Here is a 15,515-nt window from a genome sequence, read left to right as displayed (position 1 = left end):
TTATGGCAGTTATGCAGGCATTAGGAATGATAGAGACCAGGGGCCTTGTGGCATCTATTGAAGCGGCAGATGCGATGGTAAAGGCGGCCAACGTGACGCTGATCGGGAAAGAACACGTGGGAGGCGGTCTGGTAACGGTAATGGTGCGCGGTGATGTGGGAGCCGTCAAGGCAGCTACAGATGCAGGAGCGGCTGCGGCAGAGCGCGTGGGTGAACTGATATCCATCCATGTGATTCCGAGACCGCATGATGAAGTGGAAGCAATTCTGCCATCTCTGTCCAGATAACCGCGGGCTGGCCGCCGGACAGAAGAGAGCCCGGCGGCAGGCGGTGTGGAATGATAAGGAGGTGGCTTCGCAAAAATGAAAGTCATAACAGAAGCAATACTGCGCGACGAACTGAGGGCATCCCGGCCGGAGGTCTATACGGTTCCGGAAGGGAAGATTCTCTCACCGGCTGCCAGAGAATATCTGCAGCAGTGCAGGATCAGGATTGACAGCGGAGCCGGGAAAAAAACGCAGAAAGAAAAGGTGCAGATTACGGCTTCGGAAGTGCCGCCAATGCCGGAGGTAACTGTGCAGGCACAGGAAAAGCCGAAGTTCGTGGATGATGCCACGGGAGCATTTTATTACGAGAAGCCGGAGCATATGACGCACCTGCACGGAAATGTGCTGGTGCCTAAGGACAACAAACGAATTGTATTCCGGGGAAAACTGGACAGCCTGGAGGCAGTGTTCGTGCTGAATCAGACACTGATTAAGGAGGCAGGCGGGGACCAGGAAGTGATCGATGATCTGGAAGACATTCTGAACGGACTTCGTGAGATGATGCGCTGTGACGTGCTGAATGAGCCGTTTATCAGGGACAGCATCATAGGCCTGACTCATAAAGAGCTGAGGGAGCGTTCGCATAACCCTGCAAAATTTTATGGTATCAGGCAGATGATCCTGCCCAGTTATGCTCTGGGGAAAACGTATGCACTGCTGAATCAGCTCCGGACGGCAGTCAGGGAAACGGAGGTCGCCGCAGTGTCGGCATACTACAACGGCAAAACGTATGAGCACAGGGATATTATCCAGGAACTGAACCGTATGTCCAGTGCCATGCATATTGTCATGTGCAAATATCTCGCTGCACACAGCAGAGAATAGGGGGGCGACGGATGGAACAGCTTGTTGACAAAGTTGTGGATACCATCATCAGAGCCGGACTGGTGGAGGTTGAGGTCTCGGCCCGGCACGTCCACCTGACGGAACAGGACATGGAAGTCCTGTTCGGGAAAGGAGCGGTACTCCATGAAAAGAGGCCGCTGTCTCAGAAGGGACAGTTTCTGTGTGAGGAGCGTGTGAATCTCGTGGGACCGAGAGGCAGAAAAGAGCGTGTGGCCGTGCTGGGACCTGAGAGAAAAGAGACCCAGGTGGAATTGTCGGTGAGTGACTGCGTGGCGCTGGGAATCAAGGCTCCCGTCAGAGAGTCGGGGAATCTGGACGGCGCCGCCCCGGTCATCATCGAAGGGCCGAAAGGAGTGCTGCATGCGGAACATGCAGTGATCGTGGCACACAATCATATTCATGTGCCGGATGATGTGGCGCGAAAGCTGAAGCTGCAGGACAGGGAACGGGTCAGTGTCCAGATCCTGAGCCAGAGACCGGTCACGTTTGATAATGTGATTATCCGTGTCAGCAGCCAGTTCCGGTTTAAGATGCACATCGATTTTGATGAGGCAAATGCGGCTACAATCAGCGGGTTTACGCTGGGGAAGATATTGCCCGGTGAAAAAGTCAGGTAAGGAGCAGATAGGATGGACATAAAACGTGTTGAGGAATTGATGAAACGGGTGGAGGAATCCGAACGGGAGACATTTCGGCCGGTGGGAGAGAAACTGAAGGTTGGAGTGGATCTGGGGACGGCATATATCGTTATCGTAGTGCTGGACGAGGAGAACAATCCCGTCGCCTGTGAAAAGCAGGCGGCAGATGTCCTGAGGGACGGTGTGGTGATAGATTATGCGGGCGCACTGCAGACGGTGAAGCAGCTGAAGGAAAAGCTGGAGAAGCGGCTGGGAACGGAACTGCAAAACTGTGCCATCGCCATGCCGGCAGGCACCGAGAGCAGCATCAGGACGCATCAGTATGTGGCGGAGGGCGCCGGTTTTGAGGTGACCGGGGTGCTGGATGAGCCGTCTGCAGCGAATGCCGTGTATCAGATCGAAGACGGTGTGATCGTGGATATCGGCGGCGGGACCACAGGGCTTGCCATACTGCAGGGCGGGAAAGTCGTTCAGATCGAGGACGAACCCACCGGAGGGACTCATCTGACGCTGGTGCTTGCGGGGAATTACCACATTCCGTTTTCAGAGGCCGAGGTCATCAAGCAGGATTACAAAAGACATCGTGAAATTCTGCCCGTCCTCAAGGCGGTGGTGGAGAAAATAGCGACCATAATCAAACGTTATGTAAATACAGATGTGATCGATACGATTTATCTCTGCGGCGGTACGTGCTGCCTGACAGGAATTGAAGAAATTATTGAGAAAGAAACCAGAATCAAGACAATAAAACCGGAAAATCCGTTTCTGGTGACTCCGACAGGAATCGCCATGAACTGCAGAGTGTGACTGCAAAACATTTTGAGTATCGCAGATCTAAAATTAAGAGAAAGGAGGAGAGTACGTGGATATCGATGCTTTAATCAATGCAATATATGACAAAGTACAGGAGCGGATCACCGCTCAGGAAAGCAGCGGTGCCTGTGAGACGGACGGCTGCAATCATGAAAAACCAAAGTTTTTGATTCTGGCAGACGCTCACGGAGACATTTGCCATCAGGCTCTGGAGTGCCCGATGTTAGGCAGATATTATCAGATGGAATGCGCACTGCTGATGGACTGCCGCTGTGAGATCACAGATTATGAAGCGGTCCTGGCATATACAATGACCAATGAAAATCTGGGAAAGATCGCATGCGGAATCATCGACAGCGATTACACCAGGCTGTTTTCACAGGCATTGCTGGCGGGCAGAAAGATCTTTGTCCCGGAGGAGGAAATCGAGCTGTTTGGCTACAGGGAAACGGCGCCGGAAGCCTACTATGCAAAAATGGAAGCCAATGTAAAACTGCTGCGGGACAGCGGCGTCATCATCGCTCCGAACCGTGAACTGCAGGCATGTATCCTGGACGGAAAAACTCCATCTTCGGAACCGTCATATTCGCCTGAGAAACCCGGGCAGGAAGGAAGGGAGTTCGTGATCTCCAAAAAGGTAATCACAGAGCGTGACCTGATCGCAGCAAAAGAACAGAAAGTCTGCTGTGTGGTGGTGGATCAGAAGGCAATCCTCACTGATCTGGCCAGAGAGTATGCGGGCAAACAAAAGATTACAATCCAGAGAGGCTGTCTCGGTTCATCTAAGGGGAGGCAGGACGTATGAAGACAGGAAAAGTGATTGGAAACATATGGGCGACAAGAAAGGAAGAGCGTCTGGCAGGTCTGAAGCTTCTGGTCATACAGCCGATCGATCTGCTGGATGACAGCCCGATCGAATACCCTATCGTGGCGGCCGATATCATCGGCGCCGGCGTTGGGGAAAAGGTAATCTATGTAGGCGGAAGCTCTGCCAGGGGCGCCGCAGGATCCGCGGATATTCCTGTGGATGCCACAGTAGTCGGGATCGTGGACGGGCAGGAAATCGAGGAGAGCCTGGTCGAAAGAAGGCGGTGATCATATGCAGATGACAGAGGCTGTAAAGAATGCCGGCGTGGTAGGTGCGGGCGGAGCCGGTTTCCCCACACATGTAAAACTGAATACCAAGGCAGAGTATTTTCTGATAAATGCTGCGGAGTGTGAACCTCTGATCGAGACGGATAAATATTTATGCCGGACGTACGCGCGGCAGATCGTCCGCACCGCAGTCAGGATAGCCGGTCATCTGGAGGCTAAACACGCGGTAATCGCTCTTAAAGAGAAATATACCAGAGAGATCAGCGCTCTCACGGAGGCGATCGCGGAAGAGAAGGCGGATCTTGGCATCTACCGGATGCGTTCTTTTTATCCGGCGGGTGATGAGCAGGTGCTGGTGCAGCAGGTGACAGGGAGAAGCGTACCCGAACGGGGGCTCCCGCTCGACGTGGGCTGTGTGGTTGAAAACGTCGGGACGGTACTTGCCGTGTCGGACGCTCTGGAGGGTATACCGGTGACAGAGAAATTTCTTTCTGTCACAGGAGCGGTAAAGTCCCCGGTCATGTTCCGGGTACCCATCGGTACACCGGTCAGGGATGTGCTGCAGAAGGCAGGAACTCTGCCCGGACAGTATGCAGTGATACTGGGCGGTCCGATGATGGGGAAGATACTGGCAGATGAGCAGGATATCAGCCGGGCTGTCGTGACTAAGACTACAGGGAACCTTTTGGTGCTGCCGAAAGATCATTATCTGGTGAGGCGTACGCTGATGCCGCGGGAGAAAATGGTCCGCCGGGCAACAGCCGCCTGTATTCAGTGCCGGATGTGCACAGACCTGTGTCCCAGATACCTGATCGGACATGAGGTGTATCCGCACCGGATCATGCGGAATCTGTGGAGGCAGTCAGCCATCACGGATGAAAAAGAATTTGAACAGTGTTTTGGAAGCGCTGCCAACTGCTGTAACTGCGGGGTATGCGAGATGTTTGCCTGCCCGATGGGACTCTCGCCGAGAAAGATGAACGAGTACGCGAAGGAACTCCTGCGGGAGAGAGGGATCAATCCCGCGCGAAGTCTGAGCCCCGCCGCGAGACGGGCGGCCGATTACCACAGGATACCGACAGAGCGGCTGATCGCCAGGCTGGGCCTTATGCAGTATGTATCGCACGGCCTGCCGGAACTGGTCCGGCTGGTACCGGAGGAAATCTTTGTTCCGCTGTCGCAGCATATCGGGAAACCAGCCGTTCCGGCTGTATCTGCAGGGGACAGGGTTGAAAAAGGTAATCTGATCGCGGGAGCGGCAGAAGGACTTTCCGCCAATATCCATGCCGGAGTGGACGGCGTGGTGGAGGAAGTCACGGCAAGAAGCATCAGAATCAGCAGGAGGGAGGAGTAAAGAATGGGAAAAGCAATCGGCATGGTGGAGCTGTCCAGCATCGCACGGGGTATCGAGACAAGCGACTATATGGTAAAAGCTGCCCGGGTGGACCTGATCCGTTCTTCTACCGTCTGTCCTGGAAAATATATCGTAATCGTCAGCGGAGACACGGGGGATGTAAAAGCATCCATGGAGTCAGGGCTGGCAAGAGGAGAGGGATTCGTGGTGGATTCCCTGCTAATCTCCAATGTGCATGAGCAGCTGTTTCCGGCGCTTGCCGGGGCAGTGGAGGTAACAAAGCCCCAGGCGGTAGCGGTGGTTGAGTTTTATTCTGTGGCGTCAGCAATCCTTGCTGCGGACAGAGCCGCAAAGGCAGCACAAATTACATTGATAGAAGTGCGTATCGGATATGCAATCGGGGGGAAAGGGTTTGTCACTCTTACGGGAGACGTAGGAGCTGTACGGGCAGCGGTGGAAGCTGCCAGAGGGCAGGACGAACTGTATGTGGAAAGTACGGTCATTCCGCGTCCTTCACCTCAGGTGTTCCAGGCACTTTTGTAACCGAATCAAAACTTGGACCGTGATCTGAGAGAGGAGGCGTGTGTATGTTTAATGAGTTAATTGATAATATTACGAACGTGGAAGTTTTTACAGAAAGTATTAAGGAATGGGTAAGCGGCATATCGATCAATTCCGTTATCATTTTTATCATGATGATCTTCATGATCGTAGGAGCGATCGATAAGATACGCGGAAATAAAAAAGGGTATGGCGAGCAGTTCGATGAGGGCTTCAATGCGATGGGACCGCTGGCGATCGCCATGGCAGGTGTTGTTGCGGCAGCTCCGGTCCTCGCAATTATCCTGAAGCCGATCATTGTTCCGATCTATACGCTGCTGGGCGCAGACCCGTCGATGTTCGCGACGACCCTGCTGGCATGTGACATGGGAGGATATCCACTGGCAATGCAGCTCGCAGAGACGGAAGCAGTCGGCAATTTCTCCGGCCTGATTCTGGGAACCATGATGGGCCCGACACTCGTATTTACCATCCCTGTTGCGCTGTCCATCATCAAAAAGAAAGACCGTCCGTTCCTGGGCGCAGGTATTCTGGCAGGTATGATCACCATACCGATCGGCTGTATCGTCGGCGGTCTGGTCATGAATCTGACACAGTACAAAATGGACTTCCTGGGAATCCTTGTCAATCTGATTCCGGTTATCATTATCGCCGCCCTGATCGTGCTTGGGCTGTGGTTCATTCCGGATAAGATGATCAGCGGGTTTAATAAATTCGGTACGGGCGTTACCATTGTCATCACATTTTTCACTGCAGTTGCGGTCTTCGAGTATCAGACAGGAATCAAGTTTCCGCTGATGAACATCATGGTGGAGGCTGATGCTGACGGGGTGATCCCTCTGGAATCCGGTCTTCTGGTCTGCGGACAGATCGCCATCGTATTGATCGGTGCGTTCCCGATGGTACTCTGGATCACACGTACGTTCGGCAAGGCGCTGAACGCGATCGGCAAGAAGTTCGGCATGGATGAAAATGGCTCCGCTGGCCTCGTGGCAACACTTGCTAATAATATTGCAATGTTCAACATCATGGATCAGATGAACGCAAAGGGCAAGCTGTTAAACGTTGCCTTTGCAGTCAGTGCGGCATTTGTATTCGGTGATCATCTGGGCTTTACCGCCGGCGTGAATTCTGAAATGATCTTCCCGGTTATCGTCGGCAAGCTGGTAGCCGGTATCACGGCACTTATACTGGCGAATATCCTGGCACCGAAGCTTTTGTCCAAGGTTCAGGATTCTGTTAACAAGGTGAAGGATGAAGAATAGAGAAAGGAATTGCAGCCTATGAATGTCAGTGAAGAGTTAATCCGGGAAATTGTCATGAAGGTTTTGCAGGAGTCCTCAAAACCAGCCGTTCAGGAGGACTTTGTGAAAGAAAAAGATCCGAGCGGCATTATCAGGATTCAGACGGACACCGTCAAATGTGAACCGTTCAAACAGGAAGGCGTGGCGCTGAAAGATGTTGTGACGCTTGACGAGGCGCCCAGAATGGGCTGCGGGATCATGGAACTGGATCACACCAGCTTTGAATGGACATTGACGTATGATGAGTATGACATGGTCATCGACGGCATCCTGGAGATCGAGATTGACGGCAGGGTGGTGTCCGCGGGCCCCGGAGAGATCATCTATATTCCGAAGAACAGCCACATTCATTTTCAGACGCCGTCAAAGGCGAGATATGCTTATTTTGTATATCCGGCAGACTGGCAATAGTACTTCTGCCGTATTACATAAACGCTGAGTCAGCGAAAGGACAGGTGAGAAGCAAATGAGATACTGCACTGAGACTGCCGTTCGGCGAGTTTCCAAAGAACTTCTCCTGTCATGCTACAGCAATTCCGGACAGGTGCAGCAGTCATGCTGCGCCTGCCCGCACTATGGAAAGGTCTGGTCATGCCCTCCGGGGATACCGGATGCGGCGTGTTATCTGGAGCCTTATGATGAGGCCTTTCTGACTGCGGTGAAAGTCATCTATCCGCAGGAGCAAAGAGACGCGGCAGCGACCGCCAGGCAGACTGAACGGATCCGCCGGGAGACTTATGAGAAGGTGAAAAGAGAGCTGCTGCTTACCCTGCTGGAACTGGAGAAAAGGCTGCCCGGCAGCAAATGCATGGGGGCGGGGCGCTGTATCCTATGCGGGAAGTGTGCGAGGGAAACAGGAGGTAACTGTCGTCATCCGCAGGACAGGCGATATTCCTTGACAGCCTTCGGGTTTGATTTCGGAAAAATGCTTGGGGAGTTGATGGACATCCGGCTGTTGTGGAGTCCTGATGGTCTTCCCGAGTATGATGTGGCTGTTGCAGCGTTGTTTGTGAGGACGGGGCTGGTCTGATTTTGTTAAAACTGCATAAATAAAAGAAGATTACGGGTGTTCCGCTATGCGGAACACCCGTTTCGCGTGGCGGGATTCGGAGATTGTATTGAAAATCCAATAAACTATAATGGAAAATATAGAATGTATTGGTAGTTTTTAAAAACAGGAGGAGGTATTTACGATGAAAGCAACGACGGGTTCAAGTACAAATGCATGTGCAAAAACGGCAGGCGCCGAGGCGGCAAAAAAAGTAAAAAACGGGTTGGAACAAATAAAAATGGCATTCGTATACGCGAGCTGTGATTATGATCTGGACGATATGCTGGCAGGCATCGCCGATGAGCTTCCGGGAGTTCCGGTTATCGGGAACACATCATTCACCGGCGTTATCACCCCGGAGGGGTTTGTCGGCGGCGATGACGGATTTGTCGGGATCATGGGGATGACGGACGAGAATCTGTGTGTCGGAGTGGCGGCGGTCGAAAAAACGGATGGTCCGGAGGCGGCAGGTGAGAAGGCGGCGGCTCTTGCGATGGAGCGGGCAGGAAAGACGGGAGCGCCGGATTATTTTTACATGGTGGCACCTCCGGGAGAGGAGGAGTTCTATCTGAAAGGAATCACGAACGTGATTGGCAGGGTCCCGTTCTTCGGCGGGAGCGCCGCAGACAACACGATCTCCGGCAACTGGAAATTATTTACCGACAGGGGCGTATTTGCAGACGGCGTGGCGGTTGCATTCTTCTATACGGCAAAAGGCATGGAAAATAAATTTACCGGCGCATACCGTGAGACGAAGGACATCGGGATCATCACGAAAGTGGATGGAAAGCGCACACTGGCTGAGATCGACGGGATACCGGCGCTGGAGAAATATGCCGCGTGGAGAGGCATGGATGCGGAACAGCTGAAGGGCGGAGCGCTTCTGGCAGAGACGATCGTCTCACCGCTCGGGGTCAAGGACAGACTCGGTGACCTGGTGGCGATCCGTCATCCGATGAACGGCAATGACGACGGTTCCATGGCGATCGGCAACAACCTGGCAGAGGGCACGGCGATCATTCGTATGGAGGCTGACGTGAATGAACTGATCGACTCCACCGGTAAGACGCTGAATGAACTGAAAGAGCGGATGAAACGGCCGGCAGGCGCTTACCATCTGGTACACTGCGGCGGGCGGCGGGCAGGAATCGACGGACGGATCGATGAGGTTGCCAGACAGATCAAAGAGGCGGCGGGGGATGTGCCGTTTATCGTGGAATTCACTTTTGGTGAATATGGTTTCGAAGCAGATGGTTTAAATACATGCGGCGGCCTGATGCTTTCATTTACAGGATTTGAACAGTAGAGATCAGAAAGGGGATATTTATTATGAAAATGATCATTAACGGAAAAGAAGTGGATGCGGCTGACGGTAAGGTGATTGAGGTGACGAATCCGGCAACGGGAGAGGTGATCGACACCGTTCCGGCCGCGACGAAGGAAGATATCGACCTTGCGGTAGCGGAGGCGGTCAGGGCACAGAAGACCTGGGCAAAGGTTCCGGTGCATGAGAAGGCTGACATCATGTACAGATTTCTGGATATGGTTGACGCTGAAAAAGAAGATCTTGCGCAGACACTCTCGGCGGAGACCGGAAAACCCATCGTGGAAGCGCGGGGGGAGATCGGGAATATTCCGATCGCGTTCAGAGCATTTTCCGAACGGGCGAAACATCTCTACGGAGAGACGATCCCCGCCGGCATGGAGGCAGGGCAGGAAAAACATGTACTGATCACGAAGCGCGAGCCGATCGGTGTGATCGCCTGCGTGATCCCGTTCAACTTCCCGTGCGACCTCTTTGACCAGAAGATTGCTCCGACGCTGCTCGCCGGAAATGCGGCGATTGTAAAACCATCCACCGACAATCCGCTGACTTTATGTAAACTTACGGCACTTCTGGTAAAAGCAGGGGTCACGGACGGCGCGATTCAGATCGTGACCGGGCGCGGCTCAACAGTGGGTGGATGGCTGTGCGGTAATCCGGACGTTCATGCGATCACCCTGACAGGCTCCACCGAGGTGGGTATCGAGACGGCGAAGACAGCCGCAGACCATCTGGCGCACATCGCACTGGAACTCGGCGGCAACGATGCATTCATCGTGCTGGAGGACGGAGACGTCGACCTTGCCGCTGAGGAACTGATCTGGGGACGTATGTACAACACGGGACAGGTGTGCTGTGCATCCAAGCGGTTCCTGATCCATGAAAGTCTTGCAGAAGCATTTACAGAGAAGGCAGTCGCAAAGATCAAAGCCTTGAGACAGGGCATGCCTTCCGATGAGAGTACTCAGATCGGCTGCCTCATCAGTGAAAAGGCGGCGATTGAAGTGGAGAAACAGATTCAGCTCACAGTCCGGCAGGGCGGCGAGATCGTACTGGGGGGCGGACGAAAGGGAGCATTTGTTGAGCCCACCGTGATCAGAAATGTGCCGAAGACCGCCGATGTGGCGACCGATATGGAAATCTTCGGACCGGTTGTTCCGGTCATCACATTCAAGACGACGGAGGAGGCGATCGATATCGCGAACAGCTCCAGGTTCGGTCTCTGCGGATGTGTGTTCACCGAAAATATGAAGAAGGCAATGTACGTATGCAACGCACTGGAGTGCGGCGGGACCGTCATCAACGGCGCCAGCTTCTTCCGAAGCTTCGAGATGCCGTTCGGAGGCTACAAATATTCCGGCATCGGCACAGAAGGCGTGATGTCGACGTTCGACGAGGTGACCAGGACTAAGACCATCGTGCTGAAAAATATTATCTAAAGCCCCCTCATAACTTCTTTTATATCATATGTTTTTACGCGAAAAGTGCTTTCGCGCAGGGAAATACCTGTGTGGAAAGCACTTTTTGTGTTGTTATGATATATATGTTACTGGACATAACCCATCCGGCGGGAGATATTGGCGGCCGCCTGTTTGACCTGAGAGATCACCATTTCCAGCTTGTCATCGGACAGGCTTTTGATGGAACCGCTTGCACTGATTGCCGCCACGGGAGCACCCCGGTAATCAAAGATCGGGGCTCCGACACAGCGGTGTCCCATCTGATACTCCTAGTTATCCATGGCCCAGCCCTGTTTGCGCACGATCTTCAGATACCGTTTAAATTCTCGGACATCCGTAATCGTATTCTGGGTATACTGTTTAAAATCGCACAGGTAGAGAGCATCATCCAGCTCATCTCCGGACAGACAGGCGAGCAGGCATTTTCCCATGGAAGAGCAGAATGCCGGAGACCGATACCCAACCTGGGTGTAGAGGCGTGTGCTGGGGTAGATATCCATACGCTCCAGATATACGACATCGCAGCCGTCCAGAATTCCAAGGTGTGAGGTCAGCCCCAGGTCCCGCAGCATGTCATTTAAAAATGGCTTCGCCTCGGTCAGAAGCTCCAGACTGTTGATGTGATAACTGACAGTCTCTATCATTTTATAGCCGATCGAATACGTATTGTCCGGATGCTTCTCCACATACTGCCGTGCACACATGGAGGAGAGCAGCCGGTGCACCGTACTCTTGCTCATCCCTGTCGCCCTGCAGATGGCGGAGAGGCTCATCGGCGCACTCGAACATGCCAGTTCCTCAATGATATCAAACACCCTGTCCACAACTCTTACATTATCGTCCAACAGCAACACCCCCGTTTTGCGTACCGCCTGTCAATCTGTTTCTTCTATTGTAAAAGCATGTAATTTTCGTGTCAATAAAAAGCGTAAATTCTCCTTGTCAGGATATCTGCTTTCCTCTATAATGTATTATGTTCAAGAAAAGGCAAAAGATTATGAACAGGAAACGAAGCGGACACCATACCCCTCAGGGTGGTGAAGTTCGTTTTGTGAGATAAAACGGCGGGCAGATCTGCCTGCCATCCTTGAAACATTCAGTGAGTTCGGGGTGCCCGGAGCATTCCAATGAAAAAAATTCAGGAGGAACACACGTGGAAAAAGAGATGATCATCGTCCTGGACTTCGGCGGACAGTACAATCAGCTGATCGCGAGAAGAGTCAGAGAATGTCACGTGTATGCGGAAGTTCATCCGTATACCATAAGTATTGATAAGATAAAAGAGATAAATCCGAAAGGGATCATTTTCACAGGGGGACCCAACAGCGTCTATGCCGGGGATTCGCCGAGATACAGCAGAGAAATCTTTGATCTGGGGATTCCGATTCTTGGGATCTGCTACGGTTCACAGCTGATGTCCTATCTGCTGGACGGTGCGGTCGAGACCGCACCAGTCAGTGAATATGGTAAAACCGAGGTTGATGTAGATAAGAATTCCGTGCTGTTTAAAGACGTTTCTCCGCGGACAATCTGCTGGATGAGTCATACGGATTATATTTCCGCTGCTCCCGAAGGATTCCGGGTGACGGCCCATACGCCCGTCTGTCCGGTGGCTGCGATGGAAAATCCGGAGCGCAGGTTATATGCGACGCAGTTTCACCCGGAAGTCATGCACACGCAGGAAGGCATGAAGATGCTTTCAAGCTTTGTGTATGATGTCTGCGGCTGTGAGGGCACCTGGAAAATGGATTCTTTCGTGGAAGATTCCATCAAAAGCATCCGTGAGAGAGTGGGTACCGGTAAGGTACTGTGCGCGCTGTCCGGAGGCGTTGACTCCTCGGTGGCGGCTGTCATGCTGTCGAAAGCCATCGGCAGACAGCTGACCTGTGTCTTCGTAGACCACGGTCTGCTCCGCAAAAATGAGGGCGACGAGGTGGAAGCTGTCTTCGGACCGGAAGGCGACTATGATCTGAATTTCATTCGCGTCAATGTACAGGACCGCTTCTATGAAAAACTTGCCGGTGTAACCGAACCGGAGAAGAAGCGGAAAATCATCGGCGAAGAGTTTATCCGCGTGTTTGAGGAAGAGGCGAAGAAGATCGGCTCCGTGGATTTTCTGGTGCAGGGCACCATTTATCCGGATGTGATCGAGTCCGGTCTCGGAAAATCGGCGGTCATCAAGAGCCATCACAACGTCGGCGGTCTCCCGGACTATGTGGATTTTAAAGAGATTATCGAGCCGCTGCGCCTGCTTTTTAAGGATGAGGTGCGCAAGGCAGGTTTAGAGCTTGGCATTCCGGAATACCTGGTATTCCGCCAGCCATTCCCGGGCCCCGGACTCGGCGTACGCATCGTGGGTGAAGTCACGGCGGAGAAGGTCAGAATCGTGCAGGATGCCGATGCCATCTATCGCGAGGAAGTGGCGAAGGCAGGCATCGACAAGGATCTGGGACAGTATTTTGCAGGACTCACCAACATGCGCTCGGTCGGCGTCATGGGCGATGAGCGGACGTACGATCACGCGGTGGCGCTGCGCGCCGTTATGACGAGTGACTTTATGACGGCTGAGGCTGCAGAGATTCCTTATAAGGTGTTGTTTAAGGTGACGAGCAGGATTATCAATGAGGTGAAGGGTGTGAATCGGGTATTTTATGATTTGACGAGTAAGCCGCCTGGGACGATTGAGTTTGAGTAGAGGGTTAAAACCCCGCAAGCCAGTAATTACAAGGCTTGCGGGGTTTTCTTCTGCCCGAAAAGTAAGATTTTAGTAAGATAATCTGTAATATGTTTATCCGGCTTTCTCTATTCTATTCTTTTCCAGTGTAATTGTTACATAAATGCAGAGGCTAAATGCCCCAGAACAAAGTACATGACTACTTCCGGGCATCGTCGAATTAATGATTCCAGTAAAGAAGTTAATTAATGTTGCAATAAGCAAGCAAATGCATACCGCTATAATAATCTTAGAAAATACTCGATAATCTTTCAAATTTGTTACCTCCATGAAAACTGTGATTTTTCACCCCGTCAAATGAGGGATGCAATATTTTATTTCCCTTGTTATCCACAAGCTAGAATTTACAGATTGGCAATTGTAAAAAATATCATTTACTAAAATCAAGCGCCTTACCAAGCCATTCTTTCATAGGTTTGCTTGTATATGGTTGAATTCTACCATCAAACTTTAGATATCTACAATCATCAGCATTAAATGAAATGGATTCTATATTTTTAAATTTGGCGTATTTTTTTTCTCCACCATACTTTATAAAATTAGGATCATTTGCAGCTGTATCTAGAAAAGCTAACACGCTAATCAAAATATGCCATTTTTGACTTAATATATCTTTATCGGATAGTGGTTCCCATACATTTAGTTTTGCAACAATGTTTTTATCCCATAAAAAAACATATTCATTTTCTATATTTCTTTTTTTTAAACATATATAAAAACTCAAATTATTTTTTACATCATACAATTTAATTGGCTCTCTATTATTTTCAATCTTTCTATTTATTTTTTCCCATTCTGAAATATTTCTAAAATCGAGTGCTAATTTTTTAGAGGCGTCTTTTGGTGATTTTTCAGCCTCATAAGTACAGGTGTTACAAATATTAACAAAATCCTTTAAATTTTTGGTTATCTCCATTTACTACCGCCTTTTATTGACTTCTACCTTTTCTAGCCGTTCATTATCTTTATAAACTGGAATTTTCATAGCTCTATAAGCTGAAAGTTATTACTTATTTAAACTCCATCAATCACTAAGGTATTGCGAGAGGAGATATGTAATTATTTTTCTATAATGTGTGCGTTATGACATCTTTAATGGAGTATTTATTTTGCTGAACGATTTTTTGCTTGTTTTAATGCTTTCTCAGCTTCGCTTCTTCGCAAATCATAATGTTTTTGAAGAAGTAAAATGATTTTTTCATCTGTCTGTTTGGCTTCAAGTAATGCGTCAGTAGTATGAATAATAGAAATATTACGCATATGCGCTATAACTTCATTTTCGTGGTTTTCGATAACCTGAGTAATTACATCTAAAAATTCACTCGGAATATTCCTAAGTTCTTGCATAAGATTTTTTTTTGTATTTTCCATAATGGCATCCTTTCTTGATCTATTTATATAAATCTCAATTTGCTATTTCTTATTATATTCACTTACGCCTATTTAAAGCGATGCTTTCGGGAAATGTATTTTTCCATTTAGCATACTCTTCCTCAGTTATTTCTCCAGCTTGATACTTCTTATTTGCTTCTCCCCATTCAATAACAAGGTCTGATATGCTGGCTTGTCCGCTCTTTTTGGGAGCAGCCTGTAAGTAATATATTCCGTTTTCTTCCACCACTTTCAGATTGTAGTTTTCTTCCATTTCAAACAAAGCGTGCATGACACCGAGTTCACTGTTTAAATTTGGTTCAGAAATAGCGAAAACACTCACCCCAAGAGCAGAAGCAATAACCTCAAGGTGTTTCGGGCTGGGGGTACGGTTGCCTAATTCATAGTTTCTTATGGCGGATTCGCTCATGCGGCATTTTTGCGCCAAATCTTTTTGTAGTAGATTCTGTTCCGTTCTGAATTTTCTGATTTTCTCACCAACAGTCATCACTTATCATCCTTTCAAGATATATGTACATTTCCTAAGTATAACCAGTATACCACACACATTTCAAAAATGAAATGAAAACTATTGACATTTCATAAATGAAATCTTATAATACAGATATACATTTCAA

Annotated in this window: 17 protein-coding genes and 1 pseudogene; 14 read left to right on the top strand and 4 right to left on the bottom strand. The window is 50.2% G+C overall.

Annotation, left to right across the window (positions count from 1 at the left end):
* Window positions 1-2: 2 nt before the first annotated feature.
* The 13 genes from eutM (at window position 3) to NQ502_RS07515 (ending at window position 10,751) form a co-directional block, all read left to right on the top strand.
* Window positions 3-287 carry an ethanolamine utilization microcompartment protein EutM gene (eutM, locus tag NQ502_RS07575; protein WP_028527579.1) on the top strand — a complete coding sequence of 95 codons (285 nt, stop codon included), beginning with the start codon at window positions 3-5 and terminating at the stop codon, window positions 285-287.
* Window positions 288-362: 75 nt separating this feature from the next.
* Window positions 363-1,151, top strand: coding sequence for an ATP-binding protein (locus tag NQ502_RS07570; protein WP_028527578.1), 789 nt, complete (start codon window positions 363-365; stop codon window positions 1,149-1,151).
* An 11-nt stretch (window positions 1,152-1,162) separates the two neighbouring features.
* Complete coding sequence (pduL, locus tag NQ502_RS07565) at window positions 1,163-1,789, top strand: phosphate propanoyltransferase (protein ID WP_028527577.1); 627 nt, start codon at window positions 1,163-1,165, stop codon at window positions 1,787-1,789.
* 12 nt (window positions 1,790-1,801) lie between these two features.
* Window positions 1,802-2,617 (top strand): ethanolamine utilization protein EutJ, encoded by an 816-nt coding sequence (eutJ, locus tag NQ502_RS07560; protein WP_028527576.1) that lies wholly within the window; start codon window positions 1,802-1,804, stop codon window positions 2,615-2,617.
* 55 nt (window positions 2,618-2,672) lie between these two features.
* On the top strand, window positions 2,673-3,428 hold the full coding sequence (locus NQ502_RS07555; RefSeq protein ID WP_028527575.1) for a hypothetical protein: 756 nt from the start codon (window positions 2,673-2,675) through the stop codon (window positions 3,426-3,428).
* Window positions 3,425-3,718 carry a EutN/CcmL family microcompartment protein gene (locus NQ502_RS07550; protein ID WP_028527574.1) on the top strand — a complete coding sequence of 98 codons (294 nt, stop codon included), beginning with the start codon at window positions 3,425-3,427 and terminating at the stop codon, window positions 3,716-3,718. Before NQ502_RS07555 ends, NQ502_RS07550 begins: the two co-directional genes overlap by 4 nt.
* 4 nt (window positions 3,719-3,722) lie before the next feature.
* Window positions 3,723-5,072 carry a 4Fe-4S dicluster domain-containing protein gene (locus NQ502_RS07545; protein WP_028527573.1) on the top strand — a complete coding sequence of 450 codons (1,350 nt, stop codon included), beginning with the start codon at window positions 3,723-3,725 and terminating at the stop codon, window positions 5,070-5,072.
* Between the two features lie 3 nt (window positions 5,073-5,075).
* Window positions 5,076-5,615: a BMC domain-containing protein gene (locus NQ502_RS07540; protein WP_028527572.1), complete on the top strand. Its 540-nt coding sequence runs from the start codon at window positions 5,076-5,078 to the stop codon at window positions 5,613-5,615.
* Between the two features lie 119 nt (window positions 5,616-5,734).
* Window positions 5,735-6,898, top strand: coding sequence for an ethanolamine utilization protein EutH (locus tag NQ502_RS07535; RefSeq protein WP_341349388.1), 1,164 nt, complete (start codon window positions 5,735-5,737; stop codon window positions 6,896-6,898).
* A gap of 18 nt (window positions 6,899-6,916) precedes the next feature.
* Window positions 6,917-7,348 (top strand): cupin domain-containing protein, encoded by a 432-nt coding sequence (locus tag NQ502_RS07530; protein ID WP_028527570.1) that lies wholly within the window; start codon window positions 6,917-6,919, stop codon window positions 7,346-7,348.
* Window positions 7,349-7,403: 55 nt separating this feature from the next.
* On the top strand, window positions 7,404-7,967 hold the full coding sequence (locus NQ502_RS07525) for a DUF2284 domain-containing protein (protein WP_049898037.1): 564 nt from the start codon (window positions 7,404-7,406) through the stop codon (window positions 7,965-7,967).
* A gap of 163 nt (window positions 7,968-8,130) precedes the next feature.
* On the top strand, window positions 8,131-9,294 hold the full coding sequence (locus tag NQ502_RS07520) for an FIST signal transduction protein (protein ID WP_028527569.1): 1,164 nt from the start codon (window positions 8,131-8,133) through the stop codon (window positions 9,292-9,294).
* A gap of 23 nt (window positions 9,295-9,317) precedes the next feature.
* On the top strand, window positions 9,318-10,751 hold the full coding sequence (locus NQ502_RS07515) for an aldehyde dehydrogenase family protein (RefSeq protein WP_028527568.1): 1,434 nt from the start codon (window positions 9,318-9,320) through the stop codon (window positions 10,749-10,751).
* Between the two features lie 107 nt (window positions 10,752-10,858).
* Here the strand turns inward: NQ502_RS07515 and NQ502_RS07510 are convergent.
* Window positions 10,859-11,587, bottom strand: a pseudogene (locus NQ502_RS07510) (IclR family transcriptional regulator).
* A gap of 350 nt (window positions 11,588-11,937) precedes the next feature.
* Between NQ502_RS07510 and guaA the strand changes: the two are divergent.
* Window positions 11,938-13,467, top strand: a complete 1,530-nt coding sequence (gene guaA, locus NQ502_RS07505; RefSeq protein WP_187374511.1) for a glutamine-hydrolyzing GMP synthase — start codon at window positions 11,938-11,940, stop codon at window positions 13,465-13,467.
* A gap of 409 nt (window positions 13,468-13,876) precedes the next feature.
* Here the strand turns inward: guaA and NQ502_RS07500 are convergent, their stop codons facing one another.
* The 3 genes from NQ502_RS07500 to NQ502_RS07490 form a co-directional block, all read right to left on the bottom strand.
* Window positions 13,877-14,422, bottom strand: coding sequence for a hypothetical protein (locus NQ502_RS07500; protein WP_028527566.1), 546 nt, complete (start codon window positions 14,420-14,422; stop codon window positions 13,877-13,879).
* Window positions 14,423-14,610: 188 nt separating this feature from the next.
* Window positions 14,611-14,877, bottom strand: a complete 267-nt coding sequence (locus tag NQ502_RS07495) for a hypothetical protein (protein WP_028527565.1) — start codon at window positions 14,875-14,877, stop codon at window positions 14,611-14,613.
* Window positions 14,878-14,935: 58 nt separating this feature from the next.
* Window positions 14,936-15,385: a helix-turn-helix domain-containing protein gene (locus NQ502_RS07490; RefSeq protein ID WP_028527564.1), complete on the bottom strand. Its 450-nt coding sequence runs from the start codon at window positions 15,383-15,385 to the stop codon at window positions 14,936-14,938.
* Between the last annotated feature and the right edge of the window lie 130 nt (window positions 15,386-15,515).

Origin of the sequence: Ruminococcus gauvreauii (genome assembly GCF_025151995.1) — a bacterium.
GTDB lineage: Bacteria > Bacillota > Clostridia > Lachnospirales > Lachnospiraceae > Ruminococcus_G > Ruminococcus_G gauvreauii.
The sequence above is the reverse complement of the archived record's forward strand: the minus strand, read 5'-3'. Positions and strand labels throughout refer to the sequence as shown.